Origin of the sequence: Pantoea eucalypti (genome assembly GCF_009646115.1) — a bacterium.
GTDB classification, from domain to species: Bacteria; Pseudomonadota; Gammaproteobacteria; order Enterobacterales; family Enterobacteriaceae; genus Pantoea; species Pantoea eucalypti.
This window is the reverse complement of sequence record NZ_CP045722.1, coordinates 96,358-115,478: the sequence shown is the minus strand read 5'-3', so window position 1 is coordinate 115,478 and position 19,121 is coordinate 96,358. Positions and strand designations below refer to the sequence as shown.

The window sequence follows — 19,121 nt, the reverse complement described above, 5'->3', positions numbered from 1 at the left end:
CTTTATTTTCAAAACAATAATGCTGAAGACACGCTAACGGCTTAAGGTGTCCGCCGAAGGGTTTGTTTTTTATCTTTATGATAAATATGGTTATTTTTAAGTTTGAGTTAGGTTAATCTTGCAGTAAATATCGTCATTTTATTCACTGAAAAATAACGGAACGCAATCTATACTCCTTTCTGTTGTTATATGTGTTTCTGAATTTCATACAAAACTCATCTCTTCATACCAATACTGTGCTGCATGAAGCACGTCTGGCTATGTAAAAGAAGAAGTAAAAATAAAATTACAAACCTTATTTTGTCCAGGGCTCACCTGCACGCCTCATACATCAGAGCGGAAAAAATGAAAAAAATACTCGACCGAATTAATCTGCCAGCGAAATTCCTGTTACTGGGATCTTTTGCGCTGGTCCTGTTTATATTACCTACATTTTTGTTTATTCAGACAGGCAATCAGCTTATCAATACAAAAAAAGTTGAGCTCACCGGTATTCCGGTTGAGAAAAAAGTCCTTCAGTTACTGAACCTGCTACAGCGTCATCGGGCTGAAAGCGCAATCGCAATCGGTCAGAACAAACCGGATAATCCGCCGCGTATGGCGTTGGTGACCCAGATTAACAGTTTGTCTGAGAGCATTGCTGACGATTTGCGTCAAAGCGATGAGCAGGCACAGCCATTAAAGCGACTTGAGAAGGTTAATCAGGAATGGCGTCAGCTGCAAGAGGAGCTCAATGGTGGCCGACTGACGCTGGCGAGCAGCCTGGTGCAGCACACTCATCTGATTCAGGTGCTGCTGGACACTAATCAGGATGTGCTGGATTTCTATCAGCTGTCGCTGGATGCTGACTTAAATACCTATCAACTGATTGTTAGCATTTTTGGCCGACTGCCGCTGCTGACTGAAACGCTGGGTCAGATTCGCGGAAATGGTGCTTCATTGATTGCCAGCGGTAAAGCCTCTGATGCTGATCGCAGCCGGCTGGCATTTCAGATTGATAATGGCAAAACGGTACTGTCGCAGTTCAGCAGTAATATGGATAAGGTGTTTATGATTGAACCTGATCTAAAGGCGACTTTTGGTGACCTTGCGCAGAATGCAAAACAACAGGCCCTGAGTGCATTACAGCTGGCTGAAGGTGCCATCATAACCGGACAGGTCAGTATTACGCCGGTTGAATATGTGAGGGTCTTAACCGAGGCGATTAACCGCTACGCCATGCTGGGCAATCAGAGTAGTGGTCGACTGCAGGAACTACTGCAATCTCAAATTGATGAACGTCGTCAGGCGCAATACCTGCTGCTGGCAGGCCTGCTCACCGTCGCGCTGCTGGCTATTCTGCTGGCTGTCATGATCACCCGTTCAGTCACCCGTCCGGTCAAAGAAGCGGTCGAAGTTGCCAGCCGTGTTGCGGCCGGCGATCTGACGGCAGCGCTGACTGTTTCCGGCAGCAATGAAATGGCTGAACTATTGAATGCGCTGATGCGGATGCAGCAGCGTCTTGCCCAGCTGGTTTCGGATATCAAAGGTAACGCAGCCACTATCGCCAATTCCTCTGAAGAGATTGCTCGTGGCAATGGCGACCTTTCATCACGCACCGAACAGCAGGCTGCATCTCTGGCTGAAACAGCGGCCAGTATGGAACAACTGGCATCAATCATTCAGCAGAATGCGGATAACACCCGCTTTGCCTCTGATCGCGCAGAATCAGCCACTCAGGCGGCACTGTTAAGCGGTGCGGCGATGGATTCCGTGATGCAGACGATGCAGAAAATCCGGGGCAGTTCTGGACAGATTGAAGAGATCACCTCCGTCATTGACAGCATCGCTTTCCAGACCAATATCCTGGCACTGAATGCGGCCGTTGAAGCGGCACGTGCGGGTGAGCAGGGCAAAGGCTTTGCGGTTGTCGCGTCGGAAGTGCGTGCGCTGGCACAACGTTCAGCCAGTGCAGCGAAAGAAATCAAGAGCCTGATCGAGCAGTCGGTGACGCATGCGCATGAAGGGATCGCGATGGCCCAGAACGCAGGCGACAAAGTGAAGCAGAGCGTCAGCGCGATTGAACAGACCTCTCAGCTGATGCGCGATATCTCTGCTTCATCTGAAGAGCAGAGCAGCGGTATTTCGCAGGTTAATATTGCGGTGAACCAGATGGATCAGGTGACGCAGCAGAACGCCGTGCTGGTCGAAGAGTCTGCCTCCTCTGCAGAGGAGCTGGCTTCGCGCGCAGGTCAGTTGCGTACGATGGTCGCGGTATTCCAGACCGCATAAGTGAGTTAAAACAGCCGCCACCTGTGGGCGGCTGTTCTCTTCTCCGTGTTTATCGTCCGCTACGCCTGATGTTCCTGCAGACAGGCCAGATACTTCTCTCCTGACCGCATCACTTTCTCTTTTGCCTGATGATGAATATCCTGACCTTCGAACGCGCCATAAAGCTGTCCGAACGTCACGCCGGAAAGCCGATGCATGATGTCACTCACGGTCGCGGCTGACAGTGGCAGCATATTCGGGTAGCTCCACAAAAACGACACGCCATGCGCACCCGGCGTGACCTGAATAATATCACCCGCCAGCATCACGCCTTCGCCTTCATCCCAGTGCAGCACGCAGCCGCCGGGAAAATGACCGCCCAGCCGTAACAGCGTCACACCGGGCATCAGCGTCAGCGACTCACCCTGCCAGAGCTGGATATGCGGACTCTGCCGCACAATCCATTGCCTGTCGCGGGCATGCAGATGAATAGGCGCGTTAAAGACCTCAGCCCACTCCTGCATGGTGGTGTAGTAATGCGGATGTGAAATCGCGATAGCATCAATGCCACCCAGCGCGGCAATAAGCGTATAAGTTGCATCATCCAGGTTGGCAATACAGTCCCATAGCACGTTGCCATGCGGCGTACGCAGCAGAAAAGCGCGCTGGTTGATGGCAAACTCAGGCACAGTTTTAAGGCTTAATAGCGCATCGCTATGGGCCGTCCACTTATTGGCGTGGCTGCCGCGCAGTTCATCAAATGCGATCCAGCGCTGACCCGCAGCCGGAACATACTGGCGTTCATCCTCACAGATTTTACAGTGCTCATCAGGGGCAGCAGAGGGATAAGCGGTTCCACAGGCGGTACATAACATCGTCATAGTGATCTCCTTTGTTTCACTCAAGCTTATGCACACCTGCGAAAACCGCACTTTCGTGAGGCTATTTCGTCACGCGATTAGGGCTGGCGGCGCAGGGTAATCCGGGTCAGTTCGGAGGGACGACCCAGCCTGACCGCCATGCCTGGCCAGAGTGCCGTGCCGTTATTCACATAGAGCTGCATTCCGTCGACCTGATAAAGCCCGGACACAAAACCGCCATTGGGTTTAGCAAACAGCCGGTCCAGCCCGATAATCAGTCCGCCATGCGTATGGCCGGAGAGCTGCACATCTACCCCCTGCGCCGCGTTCTGGCGGGCATTTCGTGGCTGATGATCCAGCAGAATCACCGGCGCGCTTTCAGGTGCCTGTTCCAGTGCGCGGGCCAGATCCGGACCGGTCGCGTTCCTGCCTGGCGCGGAGGCGTCCGGCAGGCCAGCAATCACCAGCTTTGCGGCTCCGCGCTCAATAACGGTATGGTTGTTGAGCAGAGGCTGTAGCCCCAGTGAGGCCAGATGCGCCGTCCAGATTGCCTGATGGAAGAAATATTCGTGATTGCCGGTGATGGCCCATACGCCGTCGCGCGCGGCCAGCTTCCGCAGCGGCGCGACGTCATGCCGACGATGCTCCAGGCTGCCATCGATCACATCGCCTGTCACCACAATCAGATCGGCTTTAAGAGACATCGCTCTTTCAACCATCCTGGCGGTCCAGGCGGCATTAAATAACCGGGTGATGTGAAGATCGGTCAGCTGAAGCAGCTGATAGCCATCGAACTCTGGAGGCAGGTTGGGTAGCACCAGCGTCACCTCTTTGACCGGGGGCACCCGTATCGCCTGCTGAACACCAAAGGCAGCCAGCGCCATTGCCAGCACGACGGCCAGATAGCGAATACCGGGAACCAGCTCCAGCGGATGCCGTAACAGCAGGGCAATCAGCATGACCGCATCCATCAGCATCTGCAGCAGCGCCAGCAACAGTACGGTGCTGTATGCCCAGTTAAACAGGATGATGATGATGCGGGGCATTTCGGCGGAAAAAATTCCGCCTGAGGTAAAGCGGCTTACCAGCAGATACTGTGAAGCCAGCAGCACCAGTGCGGAGAGCAGGATCTTGATGGCCAGAGGCATAGATAATGGAATAATGACGCGCGCAATAACATACCAGCTGGGTAAGCTGAAAATCAGGTGAAACATGGCATTTTTCCGGTAGGGCGCTGAATATCCGCGCAGGCAAAAAAGAGACAAGGGTTTATAGAGCCGTTTTCAGCACTGTAGTGTATACGATGCTGCCGTCAGGGTTACTTCACGCCAGGTGCTTTAACGGGGATAAAGCAGAGAGAAAGGATGAGCAAAAACATCTCTGCAGGGCGGAAAAACAAAAAAGCGTGACCGGTGCACCGGCCACGCTGACAACATTCATATTCTGACATGTCCGATTAGCGTAGAACGCCTGAGGTCATCTGCGTCTCGTCGGTGACGCGCGTCATGGAGATAGGAATGCTTTTATAAGCGGGGATACCGCTTTTGGTATCGTGGCTGTCGAGCGGAACCATCACATTCGCTTCCGGATAGTAAGCGCCAACCGAACCTGAGGCCATATCGATAATCACGATAGTCAGGTTTTTCATCTGGCGAGAAGTGGGATTGCCATCCGGGTCCAGCGCCATCAGATCGACACGGTCACCGACCCGCAGCTGGCGTTTTTCCGCCTCTTCAGCATTGATAAATAGCACGTCACGCCGGCCCGTCACGCCCCGATAGCGGTCATTCAGGCCGTACAGCGTGGTGTTATACTGGTCGTGACTGCGCAGGGTGGTGAGTACCAGATCATGGCATTTCAGCGAGCGGGGATCTTCATTGATGCCCTGCATCACCTTAAACTGAGCACGGCCAGATGGCGTCAGCCAGACGCGTTCTGACGCAGCGTTATGAAGCCGGAATCCTCCCGGATGCTTAATCCTCTCATTGAAGTTTTCAAACGCCGGGAACACCGCTTCAATGGCATCACGGATGCGGCTGTAATCGGCCGCCATGGCTGACCAGTCAACCACGCTGTCTGGCAGAGTTGCCCTGGCAAGGGAGGCCACCAGCGCCGGTTCAGATTTGAGATGAGGCGAAGCCGGGTCCAGCGAGCCGCGTGAGGCATGCACCATCGACATTGAATCTTCAACAGTCACGCTTTGAACACCGGTAGCCTGAACATCGCTTTCAGTACGCCCCAGTACTGGTAGCAGATAGTTGTGCTTACCGAGTAACAGGTGTGAGCGGTTGAGTTTGGTGGCCATATGCACCACCAGATCCAGTTTGCGCATCGCCGGGAACGTGACCTGTGGGTCGGAAATCGCCTCTGCCAGATTGCCGCCCAGACAGAGCAGCGCTTTAGCTTTGCCGTCGCGCATCGCCTTAATCGCCTCAACTGCGCCGTGACCATGCTTCTGCGGCGGGTGGAACCCAAACACCTTCTCTATGCCATCCAGCAGCGACTGCGGCGGGATCTCCGTGATGCCCACCGTGCGATCGCCCTGCACATTGGAGTGACCGCGTAACGGACAAATACCTGCGCCAGGCTTACCGATGTTGCCGCGCATCAGCAGCAGGTTGGCAATTTGCTGCACGTTCTGGGTGCCATACTGGTGCTGGGTAATCCCCATGCCGTAACAGATGATGGTGCGTTCAGCACTGGCGTAGAGCCGGGCGATATGCTGGATCTCTTCGCGCGCCATGCCGGAGACGTTCAGAATATGCTCCCAGTCGGTACTCTCCAGGTCGGCTTTCAGGGCGTCAAAACCTTCAGTGTGTTCAGTGATAAAGGCTTCATCAATGACGCCGGGTTCGCCTTTGCTCAGCGCCTCCTCGTGCATAGTGAGCAGGATCTTCATCACCCCTTTCAGCATCGCCGCGTCGCCGCCTACCCGCACTTTGTAGTAGGTCGATGCCAGCTCAGTGGAGCTCATTGACAGCATCTCAATCGGGCTCTGCGGTGAAGTAAAACGCTCCAGTCCGCGTTCACGCAGCGGGTTGATCGCCACGATAGTCGCACCGCGTTTAGAGACTTCACGCAGCGTGCCCAGCATGCGCGGATGGTTGGTACCTGGGTTGTGGCCGATACAAAGCACCAGGTCGCAGTGATCAAAATCTTCCAGTTCTACCGTGCCTTTGCCGACACCAATTGATTCCGGCAGCCCGACGCTGGTCGGTTCGTGACACATATTTGAGCAATCGGGGAAGTTATTGGTGCCATATTCGCGGGCGAAAAGCTGCCACAGGAACGCCGCTTCATTCGAGGCGCGACCCGAGGTATAAAACTCCACGCTGTCCGGATCGTCATAGCTGCGCAGATGCTCACCAATTTCCCGGAATGCCGTATCCCATTCAATAGGCTGATAGGTGTCGGTAGCGGCATCGTACTTCATCGGATGGGTCAGCCGTCCTTCGCCCTCCAGATGGAGTGCGCTGCGCTCCCACAGTTCAGTCACGGTATGAGCCGCAAAGAACTCTGGCGTGGTGCGCTTGCTGGTCGCTTCCCACGAGACGGCTTTTGCGCCGTTTTCGCAGAACTCAAAGGAGGAAGCATGTTGCGGGTCGGGCCAGGCGCATCCCGGACAGTCGAAGCCCTGCGGCTGGTTGACTTTAAACAGGGCGATCACATCCTGCTTTACTGACATCTGGCCGCGGATCGCATCCGCAACTGCCTTAAGTGCGCCCCAGCCACCGGCAGCCCCCCCATAAGGAGCGATGCCATTTGTGCGATTTTGCTCTTTCATAATGCTCCACAGTGTCTCTATTGTTATCCGATAAGCCTGGTACAGAAACAGTGGCAACAACGTGGAAACTGGCTGTAATTCAGGGAAATTATTTCTCAAAATGTTTCGACAGCCCGAAACGTAAGCCGCACATCAGATGAAGCGCAGCGCATCCGGGCTGTTGCAGAGTAAGCTGCGCCCGAGTTCCGCCGACAGGATGATGAGGCAGGGAAAGGAGGAAGGATAAATCTTTACCATCAGGCAACGGCGGGTAAGTGAGCCCGTTTATTATGGCTGGACGGCGATTGCAGTAACGCACGCCATGTCTGAATAGATGCACCATAATCCGGAGAGCAACCTTATGAAAAGAGCCTTACTTTTGCTGGTTTTACTTTCCACTTATAGTCTGATGCCCGTTAAAGCCAGTGGCCCGGATCGGGCTGGAGAGCTGCGTCCCATGAAGATTATTATGACGATCAACCATCAGTCGTATGAGATTGCGCTGGCGGATAACCCCACCGCGAAAGCATTTTTACAGCAACTTCCGCTCACCATGACGATGGAGGAGCTGAACGGCAACGAGAAGTTTGCAGACCTGCCTGCTGCCCTTAAAAACGATCCGCATAAACCCGGCACGATCCAGCAGGGCGATGTGATGCTGTATGGCAATAAGACGCTGGTGCTTTTTTACGAGACATTCCAGACCTCCTATAGTTACACGCCGATAGGAAAGATGCTGTCGACAGGTAGCCTCAAAAAGAGTGTCGGTGAGGGGGGGATTGATGTACGGTTCACCCGGTCATGACGGATATCAAAATCTGAAATAACCGGCTGGTACAGGATTCATATCGCGCGGAGTCTGGTGAGGGTGGCATCTGGCATGACGGACTACGGTGCGTTGTGGCCGCGGCCAGACGTTGAGATCCTCTTCGGGAAGCGAGACTGTCGGGCCGATCGGCCAGCCTGACAGTTAAGCCATTACTTCTTCTTATTCAGCATCGACTTCAGGTCAGCAAAGGGGTTGTAGGTAGCCTCACCGACATCTTTTTGTGCATCCTCGCCTGCCACTACGCGGGTGCCATACTGGTCAGCCTCGGTGTACTTTGAGTGCTCATGGTCATGACAATAGAGACACAGCAATTCCCAGTTACTGCCATCTTCCGGATTGTTGGTGTGGTCGTGATCGATATGGTGAACCGTCAGCTCGCGCAGGTTTGAATAGACAAACTCGCGTGAGCAGCGTCCACACACCCATGGATAGATTTTAAGTGCTTTCTCACGATAGCCGCCTTCCAGCCGCGTATAGTTTTTGGGGATCAGAGCCATTGCCGGGAATACCTGTTATTCAGAGTAAATGTCACGAGAGTGCAGCTAATATATCCCACAACGGAACCGAAGGAGAAATCATCGTGTTCCGCGGGAAGGGAAGCGATACAATCCGGTATGACTATGCCACCTGGCTAACGAGGCCTGTTTTTAATCTTTATGCGCTTAAGCTCCACCGCCAGCCTGATAATCATCCCTTTGCATGCGTCTTGCTTTCCTCTCTGTCAGCGTTTTACCCGCCGCAGTTCATCATCTCCAGTCCGGCATAAAAGCGACGGTTTTACCCGGCTGCTCAGATCAGCTCAGAGAATCACCATCCTGCCAGCGCTAACCTGGCTTGTCAGCAGCTAAGGGGCAAAATATCGCTGCATTCAGCCTGGTGTAAGAAAAGGTAATGTCAGGATGTTTATCCGAAAGGTACAACCTATAATCAACGCAGTTTGTTGGCCCGCAGGAATGCAGGTCTTGCCCCCGCCCAAAGGAAGAGATCCCGCTGATGTTTTCTCGTTTTTTTATTTATCGTCCCGTCTTTGCATGGGTTGTTGCCATTTTAATTATGCTGCTTGGCGCACTCTCTATCACCCTGTTACCGGTAGAACAGTATCCCGATGTTGCACCGCCCTCAGTGAATATCAGCGCAACTTACACCGGGGCGTCAGCGGAAACGCTGGAGAACAGCGTCACGCAGGTGATTGAACAGCAATTGACCGGGCTGGATAACCTGCTCTATTTCACCTCCAGCAGCAGCTCGCAGGGGAACGTGTCAGTCACTGTAACGTTCAGCCAGGGCACGGATCCCGACACCGCTCAGGTGCAGGTACAGAATAAGGTGCAGCAGGCGCTTTCCCGTCTGCCCAGCGAGGTGCAGCAGCTTGGTGTCACCGTGACGAAATCGCAGTCAAATTTTCTGCTGGTGATGGGGCTGTATGACACCACGGGTAAAAGCAACAGCACAGATATCGGTGACTGGCTGGTCAGTAATATGCAGGAGCCGCTGGCCAGGACCGAAGGGGTCGGCGACATCCAGGTGTTCGGCGGTCAGTACGCGATGCGCATCTGGCTCGATCCTTTCAAACTAAACGCTTATGCGTTGCAGCCGTCTGACGTGTCGGCGGCGATACGCTCGCAAAACATTCAGGTCTCAGCCGGTAAAATCGGCGGCCTGCCATCACCCGATAATCAGCAACTCACCGCCACGGTCAGAGCGCAGTCGCGACTGCAGACGCCAGAGCAGTTCCGCAATATCATCGTCAAAAGTGATAAAAGCGGCGCGATCGTGCGGGTGGGTGATGTGGCGCGGGTGGAACTGGGCGGCGAATCCTATGACATGACCACACGACTTAACGGGCATCCTGCAGCCGGGGTCGGGGTGATGCTGGCACCGGGCGCGAATGCGCTGGCCACCGCGACGCTGGTGAAAAACAAAGTTGAAGAGTATCGCCACTCAATGCCGCAAGGCTACGAAGTGGCCTATGCGCTCGACAGCACCGATTTCATCAAAATCTCCGTTGAGGATGTGGTGATCACCCTGATCGAAGCGATCGCGCTGGTCGTGGTAGTGATGTACCTGTTCCTGCAGAACATACGCGCGACGCTGATCCCGGCGCTGGCGGTGCCGGTCGTGCTGCTCGGCACCTTCGGTGTACTGGCGTTATGCGGCTACACCATCAACACCCTGACGCTTTTTGCCATGGTGCTGGCCATCGGGTTGCTGGTGGACGATGCAATCGTAGTGGTCGAGAACGTCGAACGCATCATGCATGACGAAGGTTTGCCGGCACGAGAGGCAACGGAAAAGTCGATGAAAGAGATCTCCGGCGCGCTGGTGGCTATCGCGCTGGTGCTCTCGGCAGTCTTTCTGCCGATGGCGTTTTTCGCCGGATCGACCGGCGTGATTTACCGGCAGTTCTCCATCACCATCATTGCGGCTATGACCTTCTCCGTGGTGGTGGCGCTGACCCTGACGCCCGCGCTGTGTGGCATGCTGCTGCGGCCAACAACACCGCATCGTAAAGGCTTCTTTGGCGGTTTTAACCGCTTTTATGCCGCCACCGAGCGCCAGTATCGCCACAAAGTGGTCAGCACCTTGCGTCGTCCGCTGGTCATGGTGTCGCTTTATGCGGCAATGGGCGTGGTGCTGTTTGTGATGTTCACCCGATTACCAGGCAGTTTCCTGCCGACCGAAGATCAGGGCAGTATCATGCTTCAGGCTACATTGCCAGCGGGCGCTACGGCCAGTCGTACAGAGGCCGTCAACCAGCAAATAGTTGACTGGTTTCTGACTGAAGAAAAACAGAATGTTGATGTGATCTTCACCATTAACGGCTTTAATTTCAGCGGTGCTGCGCAGAATGCCGGTATGGCGTTTATCAAGCTTAAAAACTGGGACCAGCGACCCGGCAGTGAGAACTCCGCCGAGGCGATTGCCGGACGCGCGACCTATGCGCTGGCGTCGATTCGGGATGCGCAGATCTTTGCACTGACGCCGCCATCGGTGCCAGGTCTGGGACAGAACAACGGCTTCACCTATGAGCTGCTGGCCAGCGGTGGCACCACGCGTGAACAATTGGGTAACCTGCGCGATCAGCTATTACAACGCGCAGCGCAAAGCCCGGAGTTAACGGGCGTGCGGGCGAATATCCTGCCGCAGACCCCGCAGTTGCAGGTTGACATTGATACCAGCAAAGCGGTGGCGCTGGGACTGAATTTGGATGATGTGACCGATACGCTAACCAGCGCCTGGGGTGGTGCTTATATCAATGACTTCATCGATCGTGGACGGGTGAAGCGGGTCTATGTGCAGGGCGACAGTCAGTATCGTTCAGCACCGTCAGATCTGAATAAGTGGTACATCCGGAACAGTGAAGGCACTATGACGCCATTCTCGGCCTTTGCCTCGACCCGGTGGACCATGGGACCAGAAAGCCTTGATCGTTATAACGGCTCTGCCGCCTATGAAATTCAGGGTCAGAATGCCGAAGGGTTTAGCTCCGGCGATGCCATGAATACGATTGAGCGGCTGGCTAATCAATTACCTGCAGGCACGACGGGCGCGTGGAGCGGGCTTTCGCTGCAGGAAAAACAGGCGGGCGGGCAATCGACTACGCTTTATGCGATCTCGATTCTGGTGGTTTTCCTCTGTCTGGCTGCGCTGTATGAAAGCTGGTCGGTGCCGTTCTCAGTGCTGCTGGCGGTGCCGCTTGGTGTGTTGGGTACCGTGCTGGCAGTGGCGCTGCGGGGATTGAGCAACGATATCTATTTCCAGGTGGCGTTGCTGACCACGGTCGGACTGACCTCTAAAAACGCGATATTAATCATCGAATTTGCAGAAGATGCAGTGCGCCGGGGCAGTTCGCTGAGTGCAGCTGCATTGCAGGCAGCACGAACCCGTTTGCGGCCGATTATGATGACGTCACTCGCCTTTATTGCTGGCGTGATCCCGCTGGCGGTGGCAACCGGTGCGGGTGCTAATAGCCGCATTGCCATCGGGACCGGCATCATCGGTGGCACGCTGGCAGGCACGGTCCTGGCGTTGTTCTTTGTTCCGCTGTTCTTTGTGCTGGTGAAGCATTATCTGACCCGCCATCGCAAAGGCTAATCACGCAGACAGCCCGTCTGCAGTTTTCTGCAGACGGGCTGGAGTCGATGAGCAGAAGATTACAGATTCTGTTTAAAGAAAGCCGTCAGTTTGGCGAACGGGATCAGATCAGTGCGATCATAAAGGTCGACATGACCTGCATCAGGTACGATATACAGCTCTTTGGGCTGAGCTGCGCGCTGGAAAGCATCTTCACTGAACTCGCGTGAGTGCGCTTTATCACCGGTGATGAAGAGCATTGGGCGCGGAGAGATGGTCTCAATATCATTGAACGGATAGAAGTTCATGAACTTCACATTGCTGGTGAGCGTCGGGTGCGTGGTTAGTGCAGCTGACGAGCTTTTTGGGGTGAACTCGCCCCGAGGTGTCCGGTAAAAATCATAAAACTCTTTAGCAACTGGCGGTGAATCAGCATCAATTTTGTGTGGTGTACCGCCTGTGTAAGCGATTTTACCCCCGGTAAATTCCGCATAACGTTGCTGTGCTGCTGCTTCAATGATCTGCTTGCGCTGAGCCAGCGTCTGGCTTTTATTCAGCGCATTACGGTTGGCTGATCCCATGTCATACATGCTGACGGTAGCTATCGCTTTCATGCGGGGATCGATCTTTGCCGCGCTGATGACGAAACTGCCACTGCCACAGATGCCCAGCACACCAATCCGATTGCGGTCGACAAATTCGCGTGTCCCCAGGTAATCGACTGCGGCACTGAAGTCTTCGGCATAGATATCCGGAGAAACCGCATTACGTGGCTGGCCTTCACTTTCGCCCCAGAATGAGAGATCGATTGCCAGGGTAACAAAGCCCTGCTCAGCCATCTTTTGCGCATAGAGACTGGCGCTCTGCTCTTTGACTGCGCCCATCGGATGCCCCACCACTATCGCCGGAAGACGCGCTGTTTTACTCGCTTCTTTAGGTCTGAACAGGGTGCCGGTGACGCCCATCTGATACTGGTTTTTAAACGTCACTTTTTCGCGGGTCACTTTATCGCTTTGATAAAAGTTGTCGGCGCCGCGTGACATATCGGCAGCGCTGGCTGCAAATGAACTGATCAACAGTCCAAACATCAGGGTTAATGCTCTCATGAAAGGATCCTCAGGGTTGACGAGAAGTGGGCAACAGGCTGCCCGGTTAAACAATGAATCTGCTATCAGGCGGCGCTTTCTTTGCGCGCAGTGATCAACGCCAGTCCAGCGGCAGCGATGAGTAATGTGGCGCTGATGGCAAAGGTGAGCTGCCAGCCTGCATGGTCAAAGGCCAGACCGCCCAGCGTCGATCCCAGAGCAATCGACAGCTGGACAATGGCAACCATTAATCCGCCACCCGTCTCCGCGTTATCCGGGAAGGTTCTGGCGACCCAGGCCCACCATCCGGTGGGTGCGGCAGTTGCCACCAGTCCCCAGATGCCCAGCAACGGTGCCACCAGCCACAGCTGATGACCGAATACCATGAGCAGCCCTGCGACTGACGCCATGATCAGTGGAATAATCATCAGGGTGAGATAAAATCCACGCTGCAGAACAACCCCGACGATCAGTGTTCCGATAAAACCGGCAACGCCAATGGTCAGCAGCACCAGCGATAGCGTAGAAACGTCAACCTGCGTGACGGTTTCCAGAAACGGACGGAGATAGGTAAAGAGGGTGAATTGCCCCATAAAGAGCAGTCCGCAGGCGGCAAGACCTATTGTTACCAGCGGTGAACGCAGCAGCTGCAGGAGGTTTGCGCTTCGCTGCCGTGCTTTATCGACGGGCATTGACGGCAGCGTAACTCCTTGCCAGAGCAGGGCGAGCAAGGCCACCGGCACCAGGCTGAAAAAAGCGCCACGCCAGCCGATGACAGAACCGAGATAGCTCCCCAGCGGTGCAGCGATAACTGTCGCCAGCGCATTACCGCCGTTAAAAATAGCCAGTGCACGCGGCACCTGCCCGGTGGGGACCAGCCGGATAGCCACCGCAGCTGACATCGACCAGAACCCGCCAATCACCACGCCAATCAACGCCCGGCCAGTCATGTAGGTGAGATAGTTGGGTGCCATCGCGACCATCAATCCGGATAGCGCCATTAGAAGTGTCAGCGTCAGCAACAGGATTTTGCGGTCGAGATTGCCTGCAATACGGGTGATCAACAGGCTTGTCATCACCGCCAATGCGCCGGAGATAGCAATGCCCTGTCCGGCCTGACCTTCACTGACCGCCAAATCACATGATAACGGTGATAAGAGGCTGACTGGCATAAATTCAGATGCGATCAACGCGAATACGCAAAGCGTCATCGCCCAGACGCCACCCCAATGAGCGACGTTGTGCTGAGGGGAATATGCTGTTGTTTCCGGAGAAGTCATGCTGAATCCTGTTTCATTGTTGGGGGTCATGATGAACTCAGGAAATTTTACGGTTTAACTTTATATTGACTAGCTAATGAATCCTTAATGGGGTTATAACCAGCGGTTATGAATCCACCAATGGGAGCGCAACATGAAGCGCAACATGAATGATCTGCAGGCTTTTATTACCGTAGCGCGTGAGGGCAGCTTTACCCGTGCAGCGGCACTGCTGGGCGTTACGCAGCCCGCGCTGAGTCAGACGATTACTGCCCTGGAAAACCGGATGGAAATTCGGCTGCTGACCCGCACGACGCGGAACGTCTCACCGACCGCAGCAGGTGAACGGTTAATCCTGGCGATTGGCAATCGATTCGATGAAATTGAGGCGGAGCTGGATATGCTGACTGCGATGCGTGACAAGCCCGCCGGCACGGTACGCATCACTTGTGGCCCGCATATTCTCAGTTCACTCCTGCTGCCAAAACTGACGCCACTGCTGGAGGCTTATCCGGATATCCGACTCGAATTCGATGCGAATCATGGCTTGCGAAACATCGTGGCCGATCGGTTTGATGCCGGAGTCAGAATGGGTGACACAATTGATAAAGATATGGTGGCGATGCCCATAACCCCACCGTTACGAATGGCTGCGGTGGCGGCGCCAGACTATTTTCGTCGTCATGCTGCGCCTCAGGTCCCACACGATCTGCTGCATCACAACTGCATTAATATGCGACAGGCAACAGCGGGTGGGTTGTATGTCTGGGATTTTGACGGAGAAGAAGGGCCGTTGAATGTGCGGGTAAATGGACAGTTAACCTTCAACACTTCGGCACACATTGCAGAAGCGGCAGTGGCCGGTTTGGGAATTGCTTTTCTGCCTGAACAGGAAGTCGCAGAAGGGCTGGAGCAGGGCACGCTGATCCGGGTGCTGGAGCGCTGGTGCGAACCGTTTCCCGGTTATTATCTCTATTATCCCAGCCGCAAGCAGCATTCACCGGCTTTTAACCTGGTCAGAGAGGCGTTAAGGCTAAAAGAGGGGGAATGATGAACCTATTCTGAGTGTTAACGGAAGAGATGCCACTCCATGGCGTAATACGTCCTAAAGCGCTTTATTCAGAATTACTTAGAAGGACGTCGACTAATCTTGCCTCCTTTCCGACCGGCTTCCCTGGCCTTTTCAGGATCGTTTCTGAAGTTGCCCCCACTGACCTTGCCTCCTGCACTGCCAGCTTCACTCGCTCGTTCTGGATCGTTGGCAAAATTGCCGGCACCACCTCTGTACTTCTGTTGTGTCATAGGAAGACCTCATATCAATGTTCCATTAGATAAAAAGGACTAGCTAGTCACACCAGGAAGCATAGTCGTCCGCTTCGTTTATGCAAATGCACAGACTGAAGTTGTTGATAATGCTGACATTAATTTTTAATAAAGCGCTGGCGTCGGCATGGTAAGGAGAGATGAACTGCGCATAAAGGCCTGACGAAAAAGGAGAATGTTATGAGTAAAGCGACCTTGCTCGACACGCGGGGAGATTGGCGGGGATCTGCCCGCCGTAGCACGCAAACGCTGCGAAAAGCAGAGGCAACAGATGAGTGACAGATAAACAGGAATAGTGCCAGGCCCTCATTCTGGCTTATTTTATGCTACTAAAATGTAACAACTTCATTCATTAAACCAACTACAGCAATTGCTAAAGGTTTTCCCGCTAGTGGCGATAACCCAATGGCGTTGAGCGCGCCGATCAATGATGAACCCGGTACTCAGCGACGAGTTCTGAACGCGAACGGACCTGCATTTAGCCCTCCTTTTAAAAAACACCAGCAAGCGCGAGTTTAAGCGCAACCTACTCTGATAAAAGCGAAAATAATAATATGTCGATCATTAAGACGATCAAAAGTCGCCTGCCTGTTGCCCGTCTCAGGCGTAGCAGCCAGCCAGCGAATGGCACCTGGGATTGTCGTGCGCTGCCGGAATCACTCTCTTCCATCGGGTTAAGCTCGCGCGCGGGCGGGATCCTGATGACTTTTGTTCCGCCTGAAGCCGATTTTCAGCGGGTCAGTCAGGCCTGGCAACGCTTTAATTCCGCCGATTTGACCGTGCTGACACTCTCTTCCAACGGTGCGCTGAGCAGCAGCCGATCGCAAAGTACTTACTGTGATGGCAATGGCCCGGAGGGAAGTTATCTCTGGCTGCCTGACACGCTGATCGCCAGCCATGAGACGCACATTGTCGACCTGCATGTCGCGGACACTCAGACTGCCAGCCAGCGTATTACCGCCATCCAGCAGGAACTGATGCGGTTGCAGGTGCGGATGCCACTTTCGGCAGACCGTACTTTCGCGATGATTTATTGCGACGGATTGTCCGCGTCCGAAGGTTTTCTGATGCAGGCCTGGTACAACTGCGGACGTTTCCCATGCCTGGCGATTGGCGGTTCAGCGGGCGGTAAAATTACCTTTGATGGCACCTGGATCGGTACTGGTGGCAAGGTGCTGCAGGGCAAAGCTGTGATTATGTTCTGTCAGATGGCACCCGGAAAATCATTTGCTCCGTTTAAAAGTCAGAACTTTACGCCACGCGAACAGAGCTGGCTGATTGCCGAAGCCGATCCGGTTGCGCGCACCGTCACCTCTGTGTTTAATCGCCAGGGTCAGCAGCAGCCGTTTGTCGCATCGCTGTGTGAACACCTTAACTGCACTGAAGCGCAGCTGACCGAACGGCTGAAAGGGTTAACCTTTGGCGTTAAAGTCGGCGGGGAATACTTCATTCGCTCGATCGCCAGAATTGAATCGGGTGGCGTGCAGTTTTTTTGTGACCTCGAGTTTGGTGACCGGCTGTTCCTGATGGAGGAGAAAGACTTCAAACAAGCGACGCAGCAGGAGTGGCAGGCTTTTACCGCGCAGCATGGCAAACCGGCGGCGATTCTGATGAACGACTGTATCCTGCGTCGTGTCGGTAATGCTGATAAGCTTCACAGCGCCCACTTTTTTAAAGGCATCGCTGCCGCCGGCTTCTCCAGCTTTGGCGAAATTCTGGGCGTGCCAATCAATCAGACGCTCTCTGCACTGGTGTTCTTTAATCATGACGTTAAAGCGATGAGCCAGTTCCCGGTGGAGTATGCCGGTTACGCCGCACATTACGCGCAGCGTGCGTTGCGTCGCTGGGAAGCGCTAAACAGTATTCAGACGCGGGTCCTTGATCGGGTTATCAACTATCAGCAGGCATTGACGCCGCTGATGGAAGCGTTGCCAGTGCTGGAAACGGCTACCCAGAGCCAGGGTGAAACGTTGAGCCTGGCAGAAAGCAGCATCCGTAATATCAGCAATATCGCCACTGAGAGTCAGCAGGCTCAGGGACGACTGGACGATGGGTTGGACGATCTGGAAAAAATCTCCAACGGCATCAATGAGATTACGCATGGCATCAGCAATATTGCTTTCCAGACCAACATTCTGGCGCTGAATGCCGCAGTAGAAGCGGCACGTGCGGGCGAGGCTGGCCGCGGATTTGCCGTGGTCGCGGGCGAAGTCCGGCGTCTGGCGCATTCATCGAAAGAGCAGGCTGAAGCCACAGCCAGTAACATCGGTGAGGCAGTCAGCACCATCTCACGCATCCGGCTGGTGGCCAGTGATTCGGCGCAGACCGCCGCGCAGATGGCAGAGCGCAGTATTTCAGCAGCCGATACGCTGGCGGCGATGAACCAGCAGACGCGTCATGAGCGCGCCGACATCGCGAAGCACCTCGGCAGCCTGCGCGAACTGACGCAGGGAATGGATGCGATGCAGGAAGCCGTTGCGCAGCTCAAGGTGTTACAAACTCTTTCAGGTGCGCAGGTTAAAGGCTGAATTATCTGAATAAAAAACAAAAAAGTGCGGTGTAAGCGCAACGGCCAGGCAAGGCCGGCTTTCAGTTGTTACACTTGTCTGTGATTAATCACGCAGAGGTATGAATGAAAATTAAAAGTTATGCAGCCATGCAGGCTGGCCAGGCCCTTGAACTCTATGAGTACGATGCCGCCGAGCTGGCAGCCGAAGAAGTCGAAGTCCAGGTCGAATATTGTGGCGTCTGCCACTCAGACCTGTCGATGATCGATAACGAGTGGGGCATCTCTCAGTTCCCGGTGATTGCAGGACATGAAGTAATTGGTCGGGTTTCTGCCCTGGGCGAAGCGGCCAAAAATAAAGGTCTTTCAATCGGCCAGCGTGTAGGAATCGGCTGGACAGCAAAAAGCTGTCAGCACTGCGATGCCTGTATTAACGGCGAGCAGGTTAACTGTCAGCAGGGCAGCATCCCGACCATCATGAACAAAGGTGGTTTTGCCGAGAAGCTGCGCGCCGACTGGCAATGGGTTATCCCGCTGCCAGAAAAACTGGATGTAGCAAGCGCCGGTCCGCTGCTGTGTGGTGGTATCACCGTGTTTAAACCACTGCTGATGAGTAACATCACGGCGACCAGCCGCGTCGGTGTGATCGGTATCGGTGGGCTGGGTCATATTGCCATCAAAATCCTGCACGCGATGGGTGCAGAAGTCGTGGCATTCAGCTCAACGCCAGATAAGAAGCAGTCAATCCTGGATATGGGCGCAGATGAAGTGGTTAACAGCCGCGATCCTGAAGCCCTGAAGCAGCAGGCGGGTCGCTTTGACCTGATTCTGAGCACTGTGGCGGTCGATCTGGACTGGAAACCTTATTTCGCCGCGCTGGCACCTCAGGGTAAATTCCACACCGTGGGCGCAGTGATGAAGCCGATTGAAGTGAGTGCTTTTGATCTGATTCTGGGCGACAAAGCGGTAACCGGTTCATCAACCGGCTCACCAGGTCAGCTGCGCTCGCTGCTGCGTCTTGCTTCCCGTGCAGATATCGCCCCACAGGTTGAGTTCTTCCCGATGTCGGACATCAATAAAGCGCTGGATCACGTCCGCGCCGGTAAAGCCAATTACCGTGTCGTACTGAAAGCCGATTTCTGATGGGAATCTAAATGATATGCCGCAGCCTG

13 protein-coding genes are annotated in these 19,121 nt (G+C 54.3%); 6 read left to right on the top strand and 7 right to left on the bottom strand.

Annotation, left to right across the window (positions count from 1 at the left end; translation table 11 throughout):
- Nucleotides 1–345: 345 nt before the first annotated feature.
- Nucleotides 346–2,271, top strand: a complete 1,926-nt coding sequence (locus EE896_RS21780) for a methyl-accepting chemotaxis protein (protein ID WP_003850672.1) — start codon at nt 346–348, stop codon at nt 2,269–2,271.
- A 59-nt stretch (nt 2,272–2,330) separates the two neighbouring features.
- On the opposite strand, the gene EE896_RS21775 is transcribed toward EE896_RS21780, so the two are convergent.
- The 3 genes from EE896_RS21775 to EE896_RS21765 form a co-directional block, all read right to left on the bottom strand.
- On the bottom strand, nt 2,331–3,131 hold the full coding sequence (locus EE896_RS21775; RefSeq protein WP_003850675.1) for an MBL fold metallo-hydrolase: 801 nt from the start codon (nt 3,129–3,131) through the stop codon (nt 2,331–2,333).
- Nucleotides 3,132–3,208: 77 nt separating this feature from the next.
- Nucleotides 3,209–4,324 carry a metallophosphoesterase gene (locus EE896_RS21770; protein ID WP_039661930.1) on the bottom strand — a complete coding sequence of 372 codons (1,116 nt, stop codon included), beginning with the start codon at nt 4,322–4,324 and terminating at the stop codon, nt 3,209–3,211.
- Nucleotides 4,325–4,566: 242 nt separating this feature from the next.
- Entirely contained in the window at nt 4,567–6,894 is a 2,328-nt protein-coding gene (locus EE896_RS21765) for an FdhF/YdeP family oxidoreductase (protein ID WP_110412150.1), read from the bottom strand.
- 340 nt (nt 6,895–7,234) lie between these two features.
- Between EE896_RS21765 and EE896_RS21760 the strand changes: the two genes are divergently transcribed.
- Entirely contained in the window at nt 7,235–7,678 is a 444-nt protein-coding gene (locus tag EE896_RS21760; protein WP_110412151.1) for a cyclophilin-like fold protein, read from the top strand.
- Between the two features lie 173 nt (nt 7,679–7,851).
- Here the strand turns inward: EE896_RS21760 and yajD are convergent, their stop codons facing one another.
- Entirely contained in the window at nt 7,852–8,199 is a 348-nt protein-coding gene (gene yajD, locus EE896_RS21755) for an HNH nuclease YajD (RefSeq protein ID WP_008926775.1), read from the bottom strand.
- Between the two features lie 496 nt (nt 8,200–8,695).
- Here yajD and EE896_RS21750 point away from each other — a divergent pair, with 496 nt between their 5' ends.
- On the top strand, nt 8,696–11,797 hold the full coding sequence (locus EE896_RS21750) for an efflux RND transporter permease subunit (RefSeq protein ID WP_105100061.1): 3,102 nt from the start codon (nt 8,696–8,698) through the stop codon (nt 11,795–11,797).
- A 59-nt stretch (nt 11,798–11,856) separates the two neighbouring features.
- Here the strand turns inward: EE896_RS21750 and EE896_RS21745 are convergent, their stop codons facing one another.
- Both EE896_RS21745 and EE896_RS21740 read right to left on the bottom strand, forming a co-directional pair.
- Nucleotides 11,857–12,882, bottom strand: coding sequence for an alpha/beta hydrolase (locus EE896_RS21745; RefSeq protein WP_105100062.1), 1,026 nt, complete (start codon nt 12,880–12,882; stop codon nt 11,857–11,859).
- Nucleotides 12,883–12,947: 65 nt separating this feature from the next.
- Nucleotides 12,948–14,072 (bottom strand): MFS transporter, encoded by a 1,125-nt coding sequence (locus EE896_RS21740; protein WP_231001661.1) that lies wholly within the window; start codon nt 14,070–14,072, stop codon nt 12,948–12,950.
- A 202-nt stretch (nt 14,073–14,274) separates the two neighbouring features.
- Between EE896_RS21740 and EE896_RS21735 the strand changes: the two genes are divergently transcribed.
- Nucleotides 14,275–15,171: a LysR family transcriptional regulator gene (locus EE896_RS21735; RefSeq protein ID WP_039661915.1), complete on the top strand. Its 897-nt coding sequence runs from the start codon at nt 14,275–14,277 to the stop codon at nt 15,169–15,171.
- A 74-nt stretch (nt 15,172–15,245) separates the two neighbouring features.
- Here EE896_RS21735 and EE896_RS21730 read toward each other — a convergent pair whose 3' ends face one another.
- Complete coding sequence (locus tag EE896_RS21730; RefSeq protein WP_008926846.1) at nt 15,246–15,422, bottom strand: con-10 family general stress protein; 177 nt, start codon at nt 15,420–15,422, stop codon at nt 15,246–15,248.
- 575 nt (nt 15,423–15,997) lie between these two features.
- Between EE896_RS21730 and EE896_RS21725 the strand changes: the two genes are divergently transcribed.
- Together EE896_RS21725 and ahr are read left to right on the top strand one after the other, a co-directional pair.
- The gene (locus EE896_RS21725) at nt 15,998–17,971 is read left to right on the top strand and encodes a methyl-accepting chemotaxis protein (protein WP_008926845.1); all 1,974 of its coding nucleotides are present in this window, start codon (nt 15,998–16,000) and stop codon (nt 17,969–17,971) included.
- A gap of 104 nt (nt 17,972–18,075) precedes the next feature.
- The gene (ahr, locus tag EE896_RS21720) at nt 18,076–19,092 is read left to right on the top strand and encodes an NADPH-dependent aldehyde reductase Ahr (protein WP_039661912.1); all 1,017 of its coding nucleotides are present in this window, start codon (nt 18,076–18,078) and stop codon (nt 19,090–19,092) included.
- Nucleotides 19,093–19,121: the final 29 nt, after the last annotated feature.